17 protein-coding genes are annotated in these 16,783 nt (G+C 72.7%); 10 read left to right on the forward strand and 7 right to left on the reverse strand.

Annotation, left to right across the window (positions count from 1 at the left end; all coding sequences use genetic code 11):
• Positions 1 to 73 precede the first annotated feature (73 nt).
• The 3 genes from ACQPZP_RS06425 to ACQPZP_RS06435 are packed head-to-tail and all read left to right on the forward strand — an operon-like array spanning position 74 to position 4,696.
• Positions 74 to 2,950, forward strand: a complete 2,877-nt coding sequence (locus tag ACQPZP_RS06425; RefSeq protein ID WP_433476710.1) for an ATP-binding protein — start codon at positions 74 to 76, stop codon at positions 2,948 to 2,950.
• A 32-nt stretch (positions 2,951 to 2,982) separates the two neighbouring features.
• The gene (locus tag ACQPZP_RS06430) at positions 2,983 to 3,621 is read left to right on the forward strand and encodes a TetR/AcrR family transcriptional regulator (protein WP_433476711.1); all 639 of its coding nucleotides are present in this window, start codon (positions 2,983 to 2,985) and stop codon (positions 3,619 to 3,621) included.
• Complete coding sequence (locus ACQPZP_RS06435; RefSeq protein ID WP_433476712.1) at positions 3,611 to 4,696, forward strand: winged helix DNA-binding domain-containing protein; 1,086 nt, start codon at positions 3,611 to 3,613, stop codon at positions 4,694 to 4,696. Before ACQPZP_RS06430 ends, ACQPZP_RS06435 begins: the two co-directional genes overlap by 11 nt.
• Here ACQPZP_RS06435 and ACQPZP_RS06440 read toward each other — a convergent pair.
• Positions 4,693 to 5,205: a MarR family winged helix-turn-helix transcriptional regulator gene (locus tag ACQPZP_RS06440; protein ID WP_433476713.1), complete on the reverse strand. Its 513-nt coding sequence runs from the start codon at positions 5,203 to 5,205 to the stop codon at positions 4,693 to 4,695. The genes ACQPZP_RS06435 and ACQPZP_RS06440 overlap by 4 nt on opposite strands.
• A 93-nt stretch (positions 5,206 to 5,298) precedes the next feature.
• Here ACQPZP_RS06440 and ACQPZP_RS06445 point away from each other — a divergent pair, with 93 nt between their 5' ends.
• Entirely contained in the window at positions 5,299 to 6,060 is a 762-nt protein-coding gene (locus ACQPZP_RS06445; RefSeq protein ID WP_433476714.1) for a dioxygenase family protein, read from the forward strand.
• 52 nt (positions 6,061 to 6,112) lie between these two features.
• Here ACQPZP_RS06445 and ACQPZP_RS06450 read toward each other — a convergent pair whose 3' ends face one another.
• The gene (locus tag ACQPZP_RS06450; protein WP_433476715.1) at positions 6,113 to 6,967 is read right to left on the reverse strand and encodes an NAD-dependent epimerase/dehydratase family protein; all 855 of its coding nucleotides are present in this window, start codon (positions 6,965 to 6,967) and stop codon (positions 6,113 to 6,115) included.
• A gap of 250 nt (positions 6,968 to 7,217) precedes the next feature.
• Here ACQPZP_RS06450 and ACQPZP_RS06455 point away from each other — a divergent pair, with 250 nt between their 5' ends.
• A complete protein-coding gene (locus ACQPZP_RS06455) occupies positions 7,218 to 7,730 on the forward strand; it encodes an O-acetyl-ADP-ribose deacetylase (RefSeq protein WP_433476716.1) in 513 nt (170 codons plus the stop codon).
• On the opposite strand, the gene ACQPZP_RS06460 is transcribed toward ACQPZP_RS06455, so the two are convergent.
• The 3 genes from ACQPZP_RS06460 to ACQPZP_RS06470 form a co-directional block, all read right to left on the reverse strand.
• Positions 7,727 to 8,182, reverse strand: a complete 456-nt coding sequence (locus tag ACQPZP_RS06460; protein ID WP_433476717.1) for a universal stress protein — start codon at positions 8,180 to 8,182, stop codon at positions 7,727 to 7,729. The genes ACQPZP_RS06455 and ACQPZP_RS06460 overlap by 4 nt on opposite strands.
• A 62-nt stretch (positions 8,183 to 8,244) precedes the next feature.
• Complete coding sequence (locus tag ACQPZP_RS06465) at positions 8,245 to 9,033, reverse strand: TIGR03084 family metal-binding protein (protein ID WP_433476718.1); 789 nt, start codon at positions 9,031 to 9,033, stop codon at positions 8,245 to 8,247.
• A gap of 49 nt (positions 9,034 to 9,082) precedes the next feature.
• On the reverse strand, positions 9,083 to 10,684 hold the full coding sequence (locus ACQPZP_RS06470) for an AMP-binding protein (protein ID WP_433476719.1): 1,602 nt from the start codon (positions 10,682 to 10,684) through the stop codon (positions 9,083 to 9,085).
• Between the two features lie 113 nt (positions 10,685 to 10,797).
• On the opposite strand from ACQPZP_RS06470, the gene ACQPZP_RS06475 reads away from it, so the two are divergent.
• Entirely contained in the window at positions 10,798 to 11,649 is an 852-nt protein-coding gene (locus ACQPZP_RS06475) for a class I SAM-dependent methyltransferase (protein WP_433476720.1), read from the forward strand.
• Here ACQPZP_RS06475 and ACQPZP_RS06480 read toward each other — a convergent pair.
• Positions 11,637 to 12,395, reverse strand: coding sequence for an SDR family NAD(P)-dependent oxidoreductase (locus ACQPZP_RS06480; RefSeq protein WP_433476721.1), 759 nt, complete (start codon positions 12,393 to 12,395; stop codon positions 11,637 to 11,639). The two genes, ACQPZP_RS06475 and ACQPZP_RS06480, sit on opposite strands and share 13 nt — an antisense overlap.
• 134 nt (positions 12,396 to 12,529) lie before the next feature.
• Here ACQPZP_RS06480 and mshA point away from each other — a divergent pair, with 134 nt between their 5' ends.
• From mshA to ACQPZP_RS06495, 3 genes are read left to right on the forward strand one after another with little or no spacing between them, the layout of a single operon-like run.
• Positions 12,530 to 13,858 (forward strand): D-inositol-3-phosphate glycosyltransferase, encoded by a 1,329-nt coding sequence (gene mshA, locus ACQPZP_RS06485; RefSeq protein ID WP_433476722.1) that lies wholly within the window; start codon positions 12,530 to 12,532, stop codon positions 13,856 to 13,858.
• Positions 13,855 to 14,346: a YbjN domain-containing protein gene (locus ACQPZP_RS06490; RefSeq protein WP_433476723.1), complete on the forward strand. Its 492-nt coding sequence runs from the start codon at positions 13,855 to 13,857 to the stop codon at positions 14,344 to 14,346. Before mshA ends, ACQPZP_RS06490 begins: the two co-directional genes overlap by 4 nt.
• A gap of 29 nt (positions 14,347 to 14,375) precedes the next feature.
• Positions 14,376 to 15,179 (forward strand): phosphoglyceromutase, encoded by an 804-nt coding sequence (locus tag ACQPZP_RS06495; protein WP_433476724.1) that lies wholly within the window; start codon positions 14,376 to 14,378, stop codon positions 15,177 to 15,179.
• Between the two features lie 81 nt (positions 15,180 to 15,260).
• On the opposite strand, the gene ACQPZP_RS06500 is transcribed toward ACQPZP_RS06495, so the two are convergent.
• Positions 15,261 to 15,746, reverse strand: coding sequence for a carboxymuconolactone decarboxylase family protein (locus ACQPZP_RS06500; RefSeq protein ID WP_433476725.1), 486 nt, complete (start codon positions 15,744 to 15,746; stop codon positions 15,261 to 15,263).
• 162 nt (positions 15,747 to 15,908) lie between these two features.
• On the opposite strand from ACQPZP_RS06500, the gene ACQPZP_RS06505 reads away from it, so the two are divergent.
• Positions 15,909 to 16,775 (forward strand): RNA polymerase sigma-70 factor, encoded by an 867-nt coding sequence (locus tag ACQPZP_RS06505; protein ID WP_433476726.1) that lies wholly within the window; start codon positions 15,909 to 15,911, stop codon positions 16,773 to 16,775.
• The last annotated feature ends 8 nt before the right edge of the window (positions 16,776 to 16,783 follow it).

A 16,783-nucleotide genomic window follows, 5' to 3' on the forward strand; every position in this document is an offset into this window, starting at 1 on the left:
CCACATGGAGAGGAATACGTAGATCGGCGGGGCGGGTTCTTCAGATTCCGGCGGTCGGTGTTCAGGAGGTCCGGTGTTCGTCGCGCGCACGGCCGAACTGGGCAGGCTCTCCGAGGCGTACGCGCGGGCGTGCGGTACCGAGCCGGTGACGGTCCTGATCGGCGGCGAGGCCGGGATCGGGAAGAGCCGGCTGGTCGCGGAGTTCGCGGCCCGGCTCCCGTCCGGGACGCGTGTGGTCCAGGGCGACTGCCTGGAGGTGGGCGCCGGTGGCCTCGCGTATGCGCCTTTCACGGCCGCCATGCGCGCCCTCGTCCGCGAACTGGGCGCTGAGCGCGCCGCTGGGCTTCTCCCCGGGCGGGGACGGCATGGCCTGGCGCAGTGGTTGCCGGTCCTAGGTGTCCCTGACAGCGTCCCAGACCCGATGCACGGTCGGGCCCGGTTGTTCGAGGACGTCCTTACGCTGCTGGAGGCGGCCACCACTGAGCACCCGTTGGTGCTCGTCCTCGAAGACCTGCAATGGGCCGACCCGTCCAGCCGCGAGCTTCTGGTCTTCCTCGTCCACAACCTGTCCAGACCGGGTGTCCTGGTGCTGGGCACCTACCGGTCGACCGATCTCGGCGAGCGGCATCCGCTGCGTCCGGTGCTCGCCGGACTGGTGCGCTCCCGGCGCGTCGAGAGCCTCGAACCCGCCCCGCTGACCTGCGCGGAGGTCGGCGTCCTGATCGCGCACCGGCTCGGCCGGGTCCCGGAACCGGGCGAGGCGGCGGAGATCCGCCGGCGCAGCGAGGGAAACCCGCTGTTCGTGGAGGCCCTCGCGGACGCGGGCACGCGCGGTGGCACGCCCGTCCGGCTGCGCGACCTGCTCCTGGCCGGCTTCCGCGCACTGCCGGACGACTCCCGCGACGTTCTGCGCGCGGCGTCCGTGGTGGCCACGTGCGGCGGAGGGCCGGCGCACGGGCTCCTGGCATCGGTGAGCGGCCTGGACGATCCGGCGCTGGAGGCGGCACTGCGTCCGGCCGTGGAACGCGGGCTGCTGCGGACGGCCGAGCGAGGCTACGCGTTCCGGCACGCGCTGCTCCGCCAGGCGATCTACGAGGACGTGCTGCCGGGCGCGCGGGCCCGCCTGCACGCGCGGTCGGGTGCCGTGCTGTGCGACGATCCCGGGCTCGTCCCGGACGGGCGGGCCGCGGCCGAGGAGGCGGCGCACTGGTGCCGGGCGGGCGAGCGGGAGCGGGCGTTCGAGGCGCTGTGGCGTGCCGCGCTGGCGGCCCGGTCCGTGCACGCCCATCCGGAACGGCTGCGGATCCTGACCCGCCTCCTCCGCCAGTGGGACGGCGTCGAGGACCCCGAACGCCTGCTCGGCACCGACCGCGCGGACGTCCTGCACCACGCCGCCGAAGCGTGCCTGTCGGCGGGCGAGGCCGCCCGCGGCGCCGAGCTGGCGACCGAGGCGCTCGGCCTCGGCCCCGCGCCGGAACGCGCCGCGGCCCTCCTCGAACTGCGCGGCATGCTGCGCCACCGCCTCGGCGACGACGGCCTCGCCGACCTCCGGGCCGGCGTCGAGCTGCTCCCGGACGGGACACCCGGCCGCGGACGGCTGCTGGCCACGCTCGCCAACCGGCTGCTTCTGCTGTCGCACACGGCGGAGGCGGCCGAGAAGGCCGCCGAGGCGCGCGCGACCGCGTCCGATGCCCGCGTCCAGGCATCGGCGCTGCTCACGCTCGGCTCCGTCCACGGGCTCGGCGGGGATCTGGACGCGGCACGGGCGGCGTTCGCGGCGGCGCGCGAGATCACCCGGGCCGCCGGGGAACCGGCCGTCCCGCTGGTCATCGCGGCGATGGCCGAGGCGGAGGCGCTGCACGGCCTCGGCCTGGACGAGGAGGCCGCCGGACGCGGACGCCGCGGCCTGGAGATCGCCCGCCGTGCCGGGCTGGCCCGTGACCAGGGCTCCGGGCTCGCGACGAAGCTGGCCGAACCGCTGTTCGCCCTCGGCCGCTGGACGGAGGCCGCCGACCTGCTGCGCGACACCCTCGCGCTCGACCCGCCGCCGCTTTTCCGCGCGCTCGCCCACACCAGGCTGGGGCTGATCGCGCTCGCGGAGGGCGACACGGCGGGCGCGGCCGCGGCGGCGGACGAGGCGGACTCGATCATGAGTCCGTCGAGCTGGGGCCCCATGTTCCGCCTGCCGCTCCACGACCTGCGCTGCCAGGTGGCCCTCGCGCAGGACGACCTGTCGCGCGCCGACGAGATCCTCGGCAGCGTCCTCGCCGGACCGGGCCTCGCCGCCCTCCCGCGCCACGGGTGGCCCGTGCTGGTGACGGGCGCCCGGCTGACGCGGGAGCGAACCGCGCGGGCACTGGGCGATCCGGACGAGGTGAAGGCCGCCGCCGCTCGCCTGGCCGCCCTGCGCGATCTGGCCGGACGCCTGCCGGTGATCGGCCCCGTCCAGGCCGCCCAGCGGTGGACCTTCCTCGCCGAGGCCGGTGACGCGCCATGGGACGACGCGGTGACGGCCTGGCGCGTGCTGGACCGCCCCCACTCGCTGGCCCGTGCACTGCGGCACGCGGCCGAGGCGTCCGCCGATCCGGCGCTGTGCCGTGAGGCGGCCGGAATCGCGTCCCGGCTGGGTGCGAAGCCGCTGCTCAGGGAGGTCGAGTTGCTCGCCGTCCGGGCCCGCGTCAGCCTGGACGAACCGGAAACGGAGCGGCGGGACCCGCGGCCGGGCGACCGGCTGGGGCTGACGCCGCGCGAGACCGAGGTCCTGCGCCTGGTGGCGGAAGGCCGCAGCAACCGCCAGATCGGGGAGACGCTGTTCATCTCCACCCGGACGGCCGGCGTCCACGTGTCCAATATCCTGGCGAAGCTTCATGCCTCGTCCCGGACGGAGGCGGCGGCGCTCGCGCATCGCCTGCGCCTGTTCGAACCCGCCGAAATCCGGCCCACAACGTAGAACGGAATTCTTCGTTCCCTTACTATGGGCGCATGGAGACGACGGCACGGGCGCCCATGAGCGGGCGCAAGGCGCAGGCGGCACGCAACGACGAGCTCATCCGGGAGGCGGCGCGCGCGGTGTTCACCGCCGATCCGGGCGCGCCGATCTCCGCGGTGGCCGAGCACGCCGGGGTGGGGATCAGTGCCCTCTACCGCCGCTACAAAAGCAAGGAGGACCTGCTCCAGAAGCTCGCCGACGACGGGATGGACCGCTATCTCGCCGAGGTGGAGCGGGCCTTGGACGACGACGGCGACGCCTGGGAGGCGTTCGCCGCGTTCATGCGCCGCTGCCTGGACATCGGCGCCGGCTCCCTCACCATGCGCCTGGCGGGCACGTTCGAGGTCACCGAGGACATGAGCCGCAAGGGCCGCGAGATCCACCTCGCGACGACGCGGCTGCTGGAACGCACCCAGGAGGCGGGCGCGCTGCGACCCGAGATCCAGGTCGGCGACATCTCGGTGATCCTTGAGTACCTGCACGGCATCCGGATCGGCGACGACGAGCGCATGAACCGGCTGCAGCACCGCTACCTGGCCCTGATGCTGGACGCCCTGCACCTGACGGGCGAGCAGGAGCTCCCCGGCCCTCCTCCCACCTGGCAGGAACTGGTGACGCGCTATGAAGACTGACCGGCGGACGTTGAACCGGGCGTTGCTGGCCCGGCAGATGCTCCTGAAACGGCATTCCATGTCCGTACTGGAGGCGATCGAGCATCTGGTCGGCATGCAGGCGCAGGCCCCGAACCCGCCGCACATCGGGCTGTGGACCAGGCTCGCGGACCACGCGTTCGACGAGGTCGGGGAGCTGATGACCGAGCGCCGGGTGCTGCGGATCGTGCTGATGCGCGGCACGCTGCACCTCGTCAGCGCCCGCGACGCCCTTGCGCTTCGGCCGCTCACCCAGGTGATCCTCGACAACTACCTGAAGACGCGCATGGGCGAACTCGACGGCGTCGACCTCGCGGAGGTCGCCTCCTGGGCCCGTGCCCTGCTGGAGGACGAGCCGCGCACCGACAAGGAGCTGCGGGCCCGGCTCGCCGAACGGTGGCCGGACGAGGACGCGGCCATGCTCGCCTGGGCCGTCCGATGCAGCCTGCCGCTCGTGCAGGTCCCGCCGCGCGGCATCTGGGGCGCGTCCGGGATCGCCCGGCACACGACGCTGGAGAAGTGGCTGGGGCCCGCGGTGCCCGACCCGTCCGTGGACGACCTGGTGCGGCGCTATCTGGGCGCGTTCGGGCCGGCGAGCGTCCAGGACGTCCAGCAGTGGTCGGGCCTGACGCGGCTCGGCGAGGTCGTCGAGCGGCTCCGGCCCGGGCTCGTGACGTTCCAGGACGAGAAGGGCCGGACGCTGTACGACCTTCCGGAGGCGCCGCGTCCCGATCCCGATACGCCGGCGCCGGTCCGGTTCCTCCCGGACTTCGACAACCTGCTGCTGTCCCACGCCGACCGGGCCCGGATCATCACCGAGGAGCACCGCAAACGCGTCTTCACCGTCAACGGCATCATCCGGGCGACGTTCCTCGTGGACGGCTTCGTCCACGGCATGTGGAAGATCGAGAAGAAGCGCGGGGAGGCGATACTGCGCATCGACCCCTTCGACCCGGTCCCCGAACCGGATCGCACCGCCCTGGAGGAAGAGGGCATGCGTCTCCTGGCCGCCGCACACCCCGAGGCGAAGTCACACGCGGTGGTGTTCGCGCCCTAACCCTCGCCGCGCGCGCAGGGGGCTTCCCGGTTCGGGTCCAGGGAGCCCAGGAGGGCGCGGAGCGTCTCCCGGAACTCCAGCATCTGCTCGCGGGTCAGCGGGTCGAACAGGTGCCGCCTGACCTCGGCGACATGGCCGGGGGCGGCGTCGGCGAGGACGGCGAAGCCCGCGTCGGTCAGCCGGGCGATCGTGGTGCGGCGGTCGGTGTCGTGCTTGCACCGGCTCACCCATCCTGCCTCCTCCAGCCGGTTGACGGCGTGCGACAGGCGGCTCGGGGAGGAGTAGACGATCTCGGCCAGCTCGGTCATCGTCAGCGCGCGGCCCGGCGACTCCGACAGCATCGCCAGGATCATGTAGTAGGTGTGCGGCAGGCCCGAGTCGCGCTGGAGCTGGCGGTCGAGGGCCTCGCCGAGCAGGCGGGACGTCCACAGGAAGGCGCGCCAGGTCTCCTGCTCGTCGTCGTCGAGCCAGCGCGTCCCCGGGCTCGCCGCCCCCGTCGTTTCCGTCATGCCGTCAGTCTACCCAAACGTTTGAAGTCTCAAGACTTGAAGCTTCAACTATATGGGGTAGTGTTGAAGCCTCAAGTAAAAGGGGATGATGACATGGCCCGGATGCCCGTGCTCTACCTCAGCCACGGCGCCCCGCCGCTGGCCGACGACGCGCGGTGGACCCGAGAGCTGGCCCGCTGGTCGGCCGAGCTGCCGAAGCCGGAGGCGATCCTCATGGTGTCGGCGCACTGGGAGGAGGCGCCGCTCAGCGTCGGCGCGACCCGCCGGGTGCCGCTCGTGTACGACTTCTGGGGATTCCCGGAGCGGTACTACACCGTCCGGTATGACGCGCCCGGCGCCCCGGACCTGGCTGACGACGTGCGCAAACTCATCCCGGGCGTGCGTCGGGACGAGGAGCGGGGGCTGGACCACGGCGCCTATGTCCCGCTCGTGGAGATGTATCCGGACGCCGACGTCCCCGTGCTGCAGATGTCGATGCCCACCCTGGAACCGGGACGGCTCTTCGAGATCGGGCGGAGCCTCGCGCCGCTGCGCGACAAGGGCGTCCTCATCGTCGGGAGCGGTTTCACCACGCACAACCTGCGCGAGATGCGGCCGGATCCGGACGCCGCCCCGCCCGCGTGGTCGGCGGAGTTCGACGAGTGGACGGACCGGGCCGTGACGGGCGGCGACATCGACGCCCTCCTCGACTTCCGCGCCAAGGCCCCCGCGGCGCGCATCGCGCACCCGCGCACGGAGCACTTCGCGCCCCTGTTCATGGCGCTCGGCGCAGACGCCGACGACCCGTCCGAGCGGCGCTCGGTCATCGACGGGTACTGGCTCGGGCTGGCGAAGCGCTCGTTCCAGTTCGGCTGACCGGAACGCGGCTGATTGTCACGTTCCGTCCGGAATTCGCGCAGTCTGGGGGTCAGTCGGTGACGCCGGACGCGTCCATCTCCGCGAAGCCGGTGCGCCAGGACGCGACCTGCGGCTTCCAGCCGAGGCTCCGCGCCTTGGCGTTGGAGACCGGACGGCCCGTCGCGGCCGCGTGCTTGCCCGCGCTGCCCGGCGTGGGGGCGCCGAGCGCCGCGCTGTAGACGGGCAGCCAGTCCGCCGTGGTCGCCGGCTCGTCGTCGACGATGTTGACGGGCCCGGCGGGCCAGTCGAGCGCCGCGAGGGCCGCGGCCGCCGCGTCGTCCGCGTGCACGAACGACGTCCAGGACGGCGCCTGGCGCAGGCTGCCCGCCCGCACCCGCTGCGCGATCGCGCCGTCGGGCGCGTACCACGTGCCGGGCCCGTACAGCGCCCCGTACCGCAGGACGACGCCGCGCGGCATCTCGCCGACCTTGGCCTCCAGCGCCGCGATGCCCGAGTACGGCGGCAGCCGCGAGTCGAGCGGATCGGCCTCGACCGCCGGCGCGTCGCCGGGGACGTACAGCCAGGCGATGCTCTGCGCGATCATGATCTCGACGTCCGCCGCCTTCGCGGCCTCGACGAGGTTCCGGGTGCCCTCGATCCGCAGATGCGAGTTGGCCTCGAAGTCTTCGGAGCTGAGATCCGTGAGCTGGTGGATCACCGCGTCGGGGCGTTCGGCGGCCACGGCGTCGCGCACCGCGGCGCCGTCGAACACGTCCGTGACGACCGGCGCCGCGCCGAGCTCGCGCAGCATACCGGCGCGTTCCGGTCGGCGTGTCGTCCCTGCGACCTCATGGCCCGCCTGGACGAGCAGCGGGATCAGCCGGCGACCGACGACTCCGGTCGCTCCGGCGAGGAGAATCTTCAAGGGGGTACCTCCGCGACTGTCACGCCATTGTGAATCGTCTGCTGTGGTGTCTGTCTGCACTGGTCACGCCCGGCGTTCGGCATGGAACCCCCCTGCGTCCGGCCGGACGAAAGCGGACGAGCCGTACCTCCCCGTAGCCTCGTCCGCCATGAGCGTACCGCCGGGAAGCGCCCGAACGCGTTTCGCGTCCGCCCCGGGGGAGAATTCTTCTCTTCTGATGAGGTTCGGCAGATGCGGAGGAACGGCGCAGATGAAGATCACTCTTGTCCGGGGCGACATCACCGAGCAGGAGGTCGGCGCGGTCGTGAACGCGGCCAATTCGTCGTTGCTGGGCGGTGGCGGGGTGGACGGGGCGATCCACCGCAGGGGCGGCCCCGAGATCCTGGACGAATGCCGCAAGCTCCGCGCTTCGCACTACGGCGGCGGCCTGCCGACCGGCCAGGCGATCGCGACGACGGCCGGACGCCTGCCCGCCGACTGGGTCATCCACACCGTCGGCCCCGTCTACTCCTCCTCCGAGGACCGCTCCGACCAGCTCGCCTCCTGCTACCGCGAGTCCCTCCGCGTCGCGGACGAACTGGGCGTCGAATCGATCGCCTTCCCCGCCGTGTCGGCGGGCATCTACGGCTGGCCCATGGACGACGCCGCCCGCATCGCCGTCGGCACCGTCCGCTCCACCCCGACCAAGGTCGTCGACGCCCGCTTCGTCCTGTTCAGCGCGGACGCCTACGACGCCTTCGAACGCGCCGTGGGCATGCCCTAGTCCTGCTTCGGCGGCGGGACCACCAGGACCGGGCGGTGGGCATGGTGAAGGACGCGGGTCGAGACGCTGCCCAGGATCACCGACCGCGCGCCCGCGAGACCGCGTGAGCCGGTCACGATCACGGACGCGTTCAGCTCGTCCGCGACATCGACGATCGCGGCCCACACGGGTCCGCCACCGCGTTCGGCGCGCGTCGTCACCTCGGTGAGCCCGGCGGCGCCGGCGATCTCGGCCCCCTGCTCGGCGAGCCGTTCGGCCTGCTTCTCCTCTTCGTACTTGTCGCCGGGCTCCGCGACCGGCGCGGCGGCGGCGAGCGGCGCCCAGCCGAGCTGTGCCAGCAGCGGCTCCCACACCGTCATGATCACGGTCGGCTCCGCCCGCAGATGCCGCGCGGCGTACTCGACCGCCGCCCGCGCGTCGTCAGAACCGTCGAATGCGATGAGAACTGTCATACGGACACCATGTCCACGCCGCGGCCACCGGAACGCCCGGGACCGGCGAAGTGTCCAACGTCTCAGGCGTCGGACGGGGTGCGGCCGGGGCCGGGCGGCCCGGCGAACGCCTGCGCCACGTCCAGCCAGCGTCCGGCGTCCGGGCCGGTCGCGACGAGGGCGAGGTCGTCGCGGTGGCGGCGCTGGGTGACGGCGTGGCAGAAGTCGAGCGCGGGGCCGGTGACGGACTGGCGGGCCTCCGGCGGGCCCCAGGTCCACTCCTCGCCGCCGGGCCCTTGGAGAACGACGCGGAACTCCTCGCCCGGCGGTTCCAGGCCGCGGTTGCGGAACGCGAAATCGCGGGTGCGGACGCCGATGTGCGCGACATGCCGGAGCCGGTGCGTGGGCTCGCGTCGCTCGCCGAGCGCGTCGGCGACGTCCTCCCCGTGCGCCCACGTCTCCATGAGCCGCGCGGTCGCCATGGACGCGGCGCCCATCGGCGGACCGAACCAGGGGAGGCGCGTGCCCGGCGGGACGGCGGCGAGGGCGTCCACCATGCGGTGCCGCCCGTCGCGCCAGCGGCCGAGCAGGGCGGCGGGGTCCTCCGCCGCGCCTTCGCGGGCGCCGGCCTCGACGTGGTCCGCGGGGTTCGCCAGGGCCTCCGCGGCGAGCTTCGCGAACGCGTCGGCGTCGGTGGCCGCGACGATCGCCTGCCCGTCGGTCCAGGCAAGGTGGGCGATCTGGTGCGCGATCGTCCAGCCCTCGGCCGGTGTCGGGTCCGCCCAGCGCGCGGCGGGCAGCGACCCGACCAGGGCGTCGACGGAGTCGCCCTCGGCGGCGAGGTCGGAGAGCAGACGGTGCAGATCCGGCATTTCGCAAGAATGGCCCGTGATCCGGGGTTCGTCCAGAACGGAATTTCGTTCAGTCGATGAGGGCGCGGGCGGCCGCGTAGTCGGCCTTGCCGTTGGGCAGGCGCAGCCCGGTGTCGGTCCGGACGAACGCCTTCGGGATCTTGTAGCCGGCGAGGTGGGCGGCGCAGCCCGCGCGGAGCTCGTCGTCGGGCGGGGCGCCGGCCGGGCCGATCACCGCGACGACCTCGGTGCCCCAGCGTTCGCTCGGCCGGCCTACGACGAGCGCGTCCGCGACGCCCGGCAGCCCGCGCAGGACGGTCTCGACCTCCTCCGCGAACACCTTCTCGCCGCCGGTGTTGATCGTCGTGGCCTCGCGTCCGTGCACCTCGACGGTGCCGTCCGCGAGGAGCCGCGCCCGGTCGCCCGCCACCACCAGCCGCTCGCCGTCCACCGTGAGGAACGTGGCGGCCGTCTTCACCGGGTCGCCGAGGTAGCCGAGCGGGATCGCTGAGCCGCCCTTGGCCAGCCAGCCCAGCTCGTCCTCGCCGGGCGCGAGCCTCCGGGACCGGTCGGCGCTGAGCACGGCCGTGCCCGCCGCCATCGCGAACACCGGGGCGGCCGGGCCCTGCCGGGTGACCTGGAACCCGCTCTCGGACGAGCCCAGGACGTCCACGATCCGGGTGTGCGGGAGCAGTTCGGTGAGCCGCCTCTTCACGCCGGGGCCGATGCCGGCGGCGGAGTTGATGATCGTCCGCAGCGAGGTCAGGTCGTGGGGCCGCGCCTCCAGGGCCTGGACGACCGGACGGGCGAACGCGTCCCCGACCAGCGGCATCCGGGTGACGCGCTCGCGCTCGGCCGTGGCCATCAGGTCGGCGGCGTCCAGGCCGTCCACCCGGTGGGGGAACACCACGCACCCGCCGCCGCACCAGCCGCCGAGCGCCGACCAGGTGCCACCGCCGTGCATCAGCGGCGGGCCGACGAGCACCCGCACGTCGCTCCGGACGGCCCGCTCGACCGCCTCGCCGAGATCGGTGAGCGGGCCGCCGTCGCGGCGCCGCATCCCGAGCGGCCCGAGCATCAGGTCGCCGACCCGCCACAGCACGCCCTTCGGCATCCCGGTCGTCCCGCCGGTGTAGAGGATGTGCAGGTCATGGGCGTCGGGACGGTCTGGGAGAGGGTCGGCGGACGCCTTGGCGAGGGCGTCCTCGTAGTCGAGCGCGCCGGGCAGGAGGGCGGCGCCCGACTCGTCCGCCACCTGGAGGAGCAGTGGCCGGTCGCCGAGCCGGTCCACCACGCGTGCGATGGCGTCCGCCAGGCGCGCGTGGTAGATCACGGCGGCGGGCCGGGCGTCGCCGAAAAGGTGGGCGAGCTCGTCGTCGACGTACCGGTAGTTGACGTTGAACGGCGCGACCCGCGCCTTGTGCGCGCCGACCAGGCCCTCCAGGTACTCCGGCCCGTTGTGCAGATAGAGGGCGAGGTGGTCGTGGGGCGACTCCCACGGCTCGGACGCCGTGCCCCGCAGGCCGAGCCCGTGCGCGTGCAGGACGTTCGCCAGCCGCCGCGTCCGGTCGGCGACCTCGCGCCAGGTCATCCGGCGGTCGCGCCACACCAGGCACTCGCGGTCGGGGACGGCGGCGGCGATGGCCTCGTGCAGGGTCGCCAGGTCGAGCATCGGCACTCCTCAGGGACGGCGTCGGCAGCACCGTAACCGATGACTTACCGAATCTCGTTCAGCAGGACTCCTTGACGTACGGGGCATACGGGGTGGCAAGGAACAATTACCCCGTGCCCCCAGCCCCCAAGCCGCGGGGGGAGGTGACCCGCGGCACCACCGCCCCCAATCGGCTGCGCCGGATCGACCGCTGGATCGCCGCCACCCAGACCCGCGCGCTGCGCTCGGGCGCCCGCCCGCTGGCGGTCGACCTCGGCTACGGCGCGTCCCCGGTCACCACGGTCGAGCTGTACGACCGGCTCCGCGCCGTCTCGCCGCGCCTCGACGTCGTCGGGATCGAGATCGAGCCCGAGCGGGTCGCCGCCGGGCTCGCCGTTCTCGCGGCGCTGAAGGATGGGTCCCACGAGGCGTCCCTGGGGAGGCGTTTCGACGGGCTGTCGTTCCGGCGGGGCGGCTTCGAGCTGCCGGTGCCGCGCCCGCCGGTGCTGGTCAGGGCGCTCAACGTCCTGCGGCAGTACGACGAGCCGGCCGCCTGGCGCGCCTGGGACGACCTGCGCGAGCGCCTGGCCCCGTCCGGTGTCCTGGTGGAGGGCACCTGTGACGAGATCGGGCGGCGTGCCGTCTGGGTGACCCTGACCAAGGACGGGCCACAGACGATCACGTTCGCCGCCCATCTGCGCACGCTCGAACGTCCGTCGGCCCTGGCCGAACGGCTGCCGAAGACGCTGATCCATCGCAACGTGCCCGGCGAACCCGTCCACGAACTGCTGACGGCGTTCGACCGGTGCTGGGCTACCGCCGCCCCCCATTCGGCATTCGGTCCCCGCGCGCGCTGGGTCGAGGCCGTGTCGATGTTGGCGCAGACTCATCCCGTCCTGGCGCGTCCTCCGTACGGCGGTCGGAACCGCTGGCGCCTCGGCGAGGTGACGCTTCCCTGGAGTGCGGTCGCGCCCTACTCGCGGTGAAGCTTGTGCGGGGCCGCCTGGACGCGCGGCTGGACGTCGATCCGGTCGATGTTGACGTGCGGCGGACGGGTGACGGCCCAGGCGACGCAGTCCGCGATGTCCTCGGCGACCAGCGGCTCCGGGACGCCCTCGTACGGCTTGGCGGCCTTCTCCTCGTCCCCGCCGAACCGGACCAGCGAGAACTCCTCCGTCTTCACCAGCCCCGGCGCGATCTCGGTGATGCGGACGGGCTCGGCGACCAGTTCGAGGCGCATCACGTCGTTGACCGCGTAGGCGGCGTGCTTGGCCGCGTTGTACCCGCCACCGCCCTCGTACGGGACGTGCGCGGCGAGCGAGGTGATGTTGACCACGTGCCCGGCGCCGCTCTCGATCAGCTTCGGCAGGAGCGCCTTCGTCACGCGGACGAGGCCCAGCACGTTCGTGTCGTACATCGCCTGCCAGTCGGCGAGGTCGGCGGTCGCGACGCTGTCGAGACCGAGCGCGCCGCCGGCGTTGTTGACCAGGACGTGGCAGCCGCCGACCGCCGCCGCGAGCTCGTCCACCGACTCCTGCGACGTCACGTCCAGCGTCATCGCCACGATCTTGCCGGCGCCGGGCACGCTCTCGGTGATCTCCTTGGCGAGGGCGTCGAGCCGGTCGCGCCGCCGCGCGGCGAGCACGACGTTGAACCCCTCCGCCGCCAGGCGCTTCGCCGTGGCCGCCCCGATCCCGCTGCTTGCTCCGGTCACTATCGCGGTCTTACGCATGCGCCCAGCCTCTCAGCTTCCGCGCGGGCGCTTGCCCGTGAGCTCGGTCACCATGACGTGAGGTCACGGTTGCCCCCCTTACTGAGGGAACACGCGACCCTGTGGATAGGTTGCACTACCGGAGGTGGTGTCCGGTGTCGCGTCGTATCAACCGAGTTGCGACGGTCAGTGTTCATACTTCCCCTCTTGATCAACCGGGTACCGGCGACGCGGGCGGCATGAACGTCTACATCGTCGAGGTCGCCAAGCGGCTGGCCGCCAGGGGCGTCGAGGTGGACATCTTCACCCGCGCCACCTCGCGGGCCCTGCCCCCGGTCGTGGAGCTCGCCCCCGGCGTCCTCGTCCGCAACGTCGTCGCCGGGCCGTTCGAGGAACTCGACAAGACCGAGTTGCCCCGGCACCTCTGCGGCTTCACGTCCGGCGTGCTGCGCGTCGAGGCGTCCCACGAGCCCGGCCGCTACGACCTCCTGCACACGCACTACTGGCTGTCCGGTCAGGCCGGCTGGGCGGTGAAGCAGCGGTGGGGCGTCCCGCTCGTCCACTCCATGCACACGATGGCGAAGGTGAAGAACGCGGCCCTCGCGGACGACGACAAGCCGGAGCCCGCCGAACGCGTCCTCGGCGAGGAACAGGTCGTGGCATCGTCCGACCAGCTCGTCGCCAACACGGCCGAGGAGGCCCACGAGCTCGTCGGCCTCTACGACGCCGACCCCTCGCGCGTCGCGACCGTCAGCCCCGGCGTCGACCTGTCGCTGTTCCGCCCCGAGTCGCCGCTGCTGGCCCGCGGCACCGGCCTTCTCCCGCACCGCACCGGTCCCGCCCGCCGCCGCCTCGGCCTGCCGCGCGACGCCTACGTGCTGCTGTTCGTCGGCCGCATCCAGCCGCTCAAGGCGCCGGACGTCCTGCTCCGCGCCGTCGCGCGCATGCTCGCGGACGATCCGTCCCTGCGGTCGAGACTCGTCGTCGCGGTCGTCGGCGGGCCCAGCGGCTCCGGGCTGTGCCGCCCCGAGGGCCTGCAGTTGCTGGCCGCGCACCTGGGCATCTCGGACGTCATGCGCTTCGAGCCGCCCGCGCCGCAGGCCGAACTGGCCGACTGGTACCGGGCGGCGGACGTCACCGTTGTGCCGTCCCACAGCGAGTCGTTCGGGCTCGTCGCCGTCGAGTCGCAGGCGTGCGGGACCCCCGTCGTCGCGTCCCGCGTCGGCGGCCTGTGCACGGCCGTCGCGGACGGCGAGTCCGGTGTGCTGATCTCCGGCCACGACCCCGTCGGCTACGCCGCCGTCCTGCGCCGCCTGCACGCCGAACCCGGCCTGCACGCCCGCCTCGCCCGCGGCGCCGTCCGACACGCGAACGGCTTCGGCTGGGACGCCACCGTCGACCGCCTCCTCGACGTGTATACCGGTGCCATGACCATCCCGGCCCTTCCGATCGCCCCCAATGTGACCGCGGATGTCACGGCATGAGCGTTGTCGAGACGATCAGGGAGACGTTGAAGGCCGCCGAGCTGGAGTTCGACGAGCCGCGTGAGAACGCGTTCTTCGTCAAGCTCCCGGGGCAGCACAAGCTCGCCACGATGACGTGGCTGATCGTCGGCGACCACTCCCTCCACGTCGAGGCGTTCTTCTGCCGCCGCCCCGACGAGAACCACGCGGACTTCTACCGTTTCCTCCTGGAGAAGAACGGCCGCATGTACGGGGTCGCCTTCGCCCTGGACGACGTCGGCGACGTCCACCTCGTGGGGAGGGTCTCGCTCGACTCCGTCTCGCCGGACGAGATCGACCGCCTTCTCGGCTGCGTCCTCACCTACTCCGACGAGAACTTCGACAAGGCCCTGGAACGCGGGTTCAAGTCGTCCATCCAGCGCGAATGGGACTGGCGCGTCAAGCGCGGCGAGAGCCTCGCCAACCTCCGCGCGTTCGCCTCCTTCGCGGACCCGGCCAACCGCGAGTGACCTCCAGAGGGCCGATAGGCTCTGGTGCCATGGCGACCCTGGTATTGCTCCGGCATGGCGAAAGCGTCTGGAACGCGGAAGGGCTGTTCACCGGCTGGGTGGACGTCGACCTGTCCGCGAAGGGCGAGAGTGAGGCGACCAAGGGCGGCGACCTGCTGCTCGACGCCGACATCACCCCCGACGTGGTGCACACCTCCCTGCTGAAGCGGGCCATCCGCACGGCCAACATCGCCCTGGACGTGGCCGACCTGCTCTGGATCCCCGTCAAGCGCTCCTGGCGGCTGAACGAGCGCCATTACGGCGCCCTCCAGGGCAAGAACAAGGCCCAGACCCGCGAGGAGTTCGGCGAGCAGCAGTTCATGACCTGGCGCCGCTCCTACGACACCCCGCCGCCGCCCATCAAGGACGGCGACCCCCTGTCCCAGGTCAACGACCTCCGCTACGCCGAGCTGCCGTCCGAACTGATCCCGCGCACGGAATGCCTCGCGGACGTCGTCGACCGCCTGCTGCCGTACTGGTACGACGCGATCGTCCCCGACCTCGCCGCCGGCCAGACCGTCATGGTCGCCGCGCACGGCAACTCCCTCCGCGCCCTGGTCAAGCACCTCGACGACGTCTCCGACGAGCAGATCGTCGGCCTCAACATCCCCACCGGCATCCCCCTCGTCTACGAGCTCGACGACGACTTCGCCCCGCTCAAGCGCGGCGGCGAGTACCTCGACCCGGCCGCCGCTAAGGCCGCCATCGAGGCCGTCAAGAACCAGGGCGCGAGCAAGACCCCCGCCGCCGCCCCGAAGGACGACCCGAAGGCCAAGCGCGGCCGCAAGAAGTGACCGGAAGGGACCGCCGCCATGCGGCGGTCCCCGGCCCGGGCCGGGATCGGATCCCGGCCTGGGCGCCGAGTCGCCTGCCGATCAGCTCGACATACCGGCGAACATGCCGGGGTCGTACGAACCCCCCTTCTGACGGACGATCACGCCGAGCCGGTTGGCCGCGTTGATCTGGGCGACCAGCGCGACGAGCGCGGCGATCTGGTCGTCGTCGTAGTGCTCGCACACCTGGGCCCAGGTCTCGTCGGACACGCCCTGGGCGGCGTCGGCGAGCCGGGTGCCCTCCTCGGCCAGTGCCAGTGCGGCCCGCTCCGCCTCGGTGAACACGGTCGACTCACGCCAGGCGGCGACCAGGTTGAGCCGGACCGGGGTCTCTCCGGCGGCCGCGGCGTCCTTGGTGTGGAAGTCGACGCACCATCCGCAGCCGTTGATCTGGCTGGCGCGCAGCTGCACCAGCTCCTGGGTGGCCTTCGGCAGCGTCGATTGCACGATCACCGTGCTGGCGGCGGCGAACCGCTTGGAGAACCTGGTGCCGAGCTCGTTGCCGAGCATGTCGAAACGTTGTTCCATGACTGCGTCCTCGCTGGTGGAGTGGCGTGCCGCGCGGATCGTTCGCGCAGCGTCCTGACGACAAGAGATGCCGGCGGCCCGATCCCTGTGACGGCGCCGTCATGTGACGTGTGCCACTGGATGCGGCTGTCACAGGGCGGCGGACACCGGCGTCTTGTGCTCATGGATTCCGCCACGGAGGCGTTCGTCGCGCACCGCAATCTGCTGTTCACCGTCGCCTACGAGATGCTCGGCTCGGCCGCGGACGCCGAAGACGTCCTGCAGGAGACCTGGCTGCGTTGGGCGGGCGTCGATCTCGGCATTGTGCGGGATCAGCGCGCCTACCTGGTGCGGATCGTCACGCGGCAGGCGCTGACCCGGCTGCGCACGCTCGCCCGGCGCAAGGAGTCCTACCTCGGCCCCTGGCTGCCCGAACCGTTGCTGACCTCGCCTGATGTGGCCGAGGACGTGGAGCTGGCCGACAGCGTCTCGATGGCGATGCTGCTGGTGCTGGAGACGCTCACGCCGACCGAGCGGGCGGTGTTCGTGCTGCGCGAGGTGTTCGACCTGGCCTACGACGAGATCGCCGAGGCCGTCGGCAAGAGCGCGGCCGCGGTCCGCCAGATCGCGCACCGGGCCCGCTCGCACGTCGCCGCGCGCCGGCCGCGCGCGGTCGTCTCCCCGGACGAGACCCGAGGCGTCATCGAGGCGTTCCAGCGGGCGGTCGAAACGGGCGATCTGCAACGCCTGCTCGACATCCTCGCGCCCGACGTCGTCCTGCTGACCGACGGTGGCGGAGTCGTGCAGGCGGCGCTGGCCCCCGTCGTGGGGGACGGAACCGTTGCCCGCGTGCTCGGCAGGATCTCCGCCGCGGCGTCGCTGCAGCCCGCACAGGTCAACGGCTGCCCGGCACTGATCGTCCGGGTCGACGGCGAGGTCGACACCGTCATGGCGGTGCGCATCGACGACGGGCTCATCACCGGCCTCTACGCCGTCCGCAATCCCCGGAAGCTGTCGCACATGGAGCGGGAGACCGCCCTGCGCCGCTGACATCGCGG

Source organism: Spirillospora sp. CA-142024, from assembly GCF_050942325.1.
Classification (GTDB): Bacteria; Actinomycetota; Actinomycetes; order Streptosporangiales; family Streptosporangiaceae; genus Spirillospora.

Bases quoted from the DNA above. Each gene is read 5' to 3' on its own strand.
- ACQPZP_RS06465 (WP_433476718.1), bottom strand. From the start codon at position 9,033: ATGCCGGATCTGCACCGTCTGCTCTCCGACCTCGCCGCCGAGGGCGAC.
- ACQPZP_RS06500 (WP_433476725.1), bottom strand. From the start codon at position 15,746: ATGGAACAACGTTTCGACATGCTCGGCAACGAGCTCGGCACCAGGTTC.
- ACQPZP_RS06495 (WP_433476724.1), top strand. From the start codon at position 14,376: ATGGCGACCCTGGTATTGCTCCGGCATGGCGAAAGCGTCTGGAACGCG.
- ACQPZP_RS06455 (WP_433476716.1), top strand. From the start codon at position 7,218: ATGAAGATCACTCTTGTCCGGGGCGACATCACCGAGCAGGAGGTCGGC.
- ACQPZP_RS06445 (WP_433476714.1), top strand. From the start codon at position 5,299: ATGGCCCGGATGCCCGTGCTCTACCTCAGCCACGGCGCCCCGCCGCTG.
- ACQPZP_RS06435 (WP_433476712.1), top strand. From the start codon at position 3,611: ATGAAGACTGACCGGCGGACGTTGAACCGGGCGTTGCTGGCCCGGCAG.
- ACQPZP_RS06430 (WP_433476711.1), top strand. From the start codon at position 2,983: ATGGAGACGACGGCACGGGCGCCCATGAGCGGGCGCAAGGCGCAGGCG.
- ACQPZP_RS06470 (WP_433476719.1), bottom strand. From the start codon at position 10,684: ATGCTCGACCTGGCGACCCTGCACGAGGCCATCGCCGCCGCCGTCCCC.
- ACQPZP_RS06480 (WP_433476721.1), bottom strand. From the start codon at position 12,395: ATGCGTAAGACCGCGATAGTGACCGGAGCAAGCAGCGGGATCGGGGCG.
- ACQPZP_RS06505 (WP_433476726.1), top strand. From the start codon at position 15,909: ATGGATTCCGCCACGGAGGCGTTCGTCGCGCACCGCAATCTGCTGTTC.
- ACQPZP_RS06440 (WP_433476713.1), bottom strand. From the start codon at position 5,205: ATGACGGAAACGACGGGGGCGGCGAGCCCGGGGACGCGCTGGCTCGAC.
- ACQPZP_RS06460 (WP_433476717.1), bottom strand. From the start codon at position 8,182: ATGACAGTTCTCATCGCATTCGACGGTTCTGACGACGCGCGGGCGGCG.
- ACQPZP_RS06490 (WP_433476723.1), top strand. From the start codon at position 13,855: ATGAGCGTTGTCGAGACGATCAGGGAGACGTTGAAGGCCGCCGAGCTG.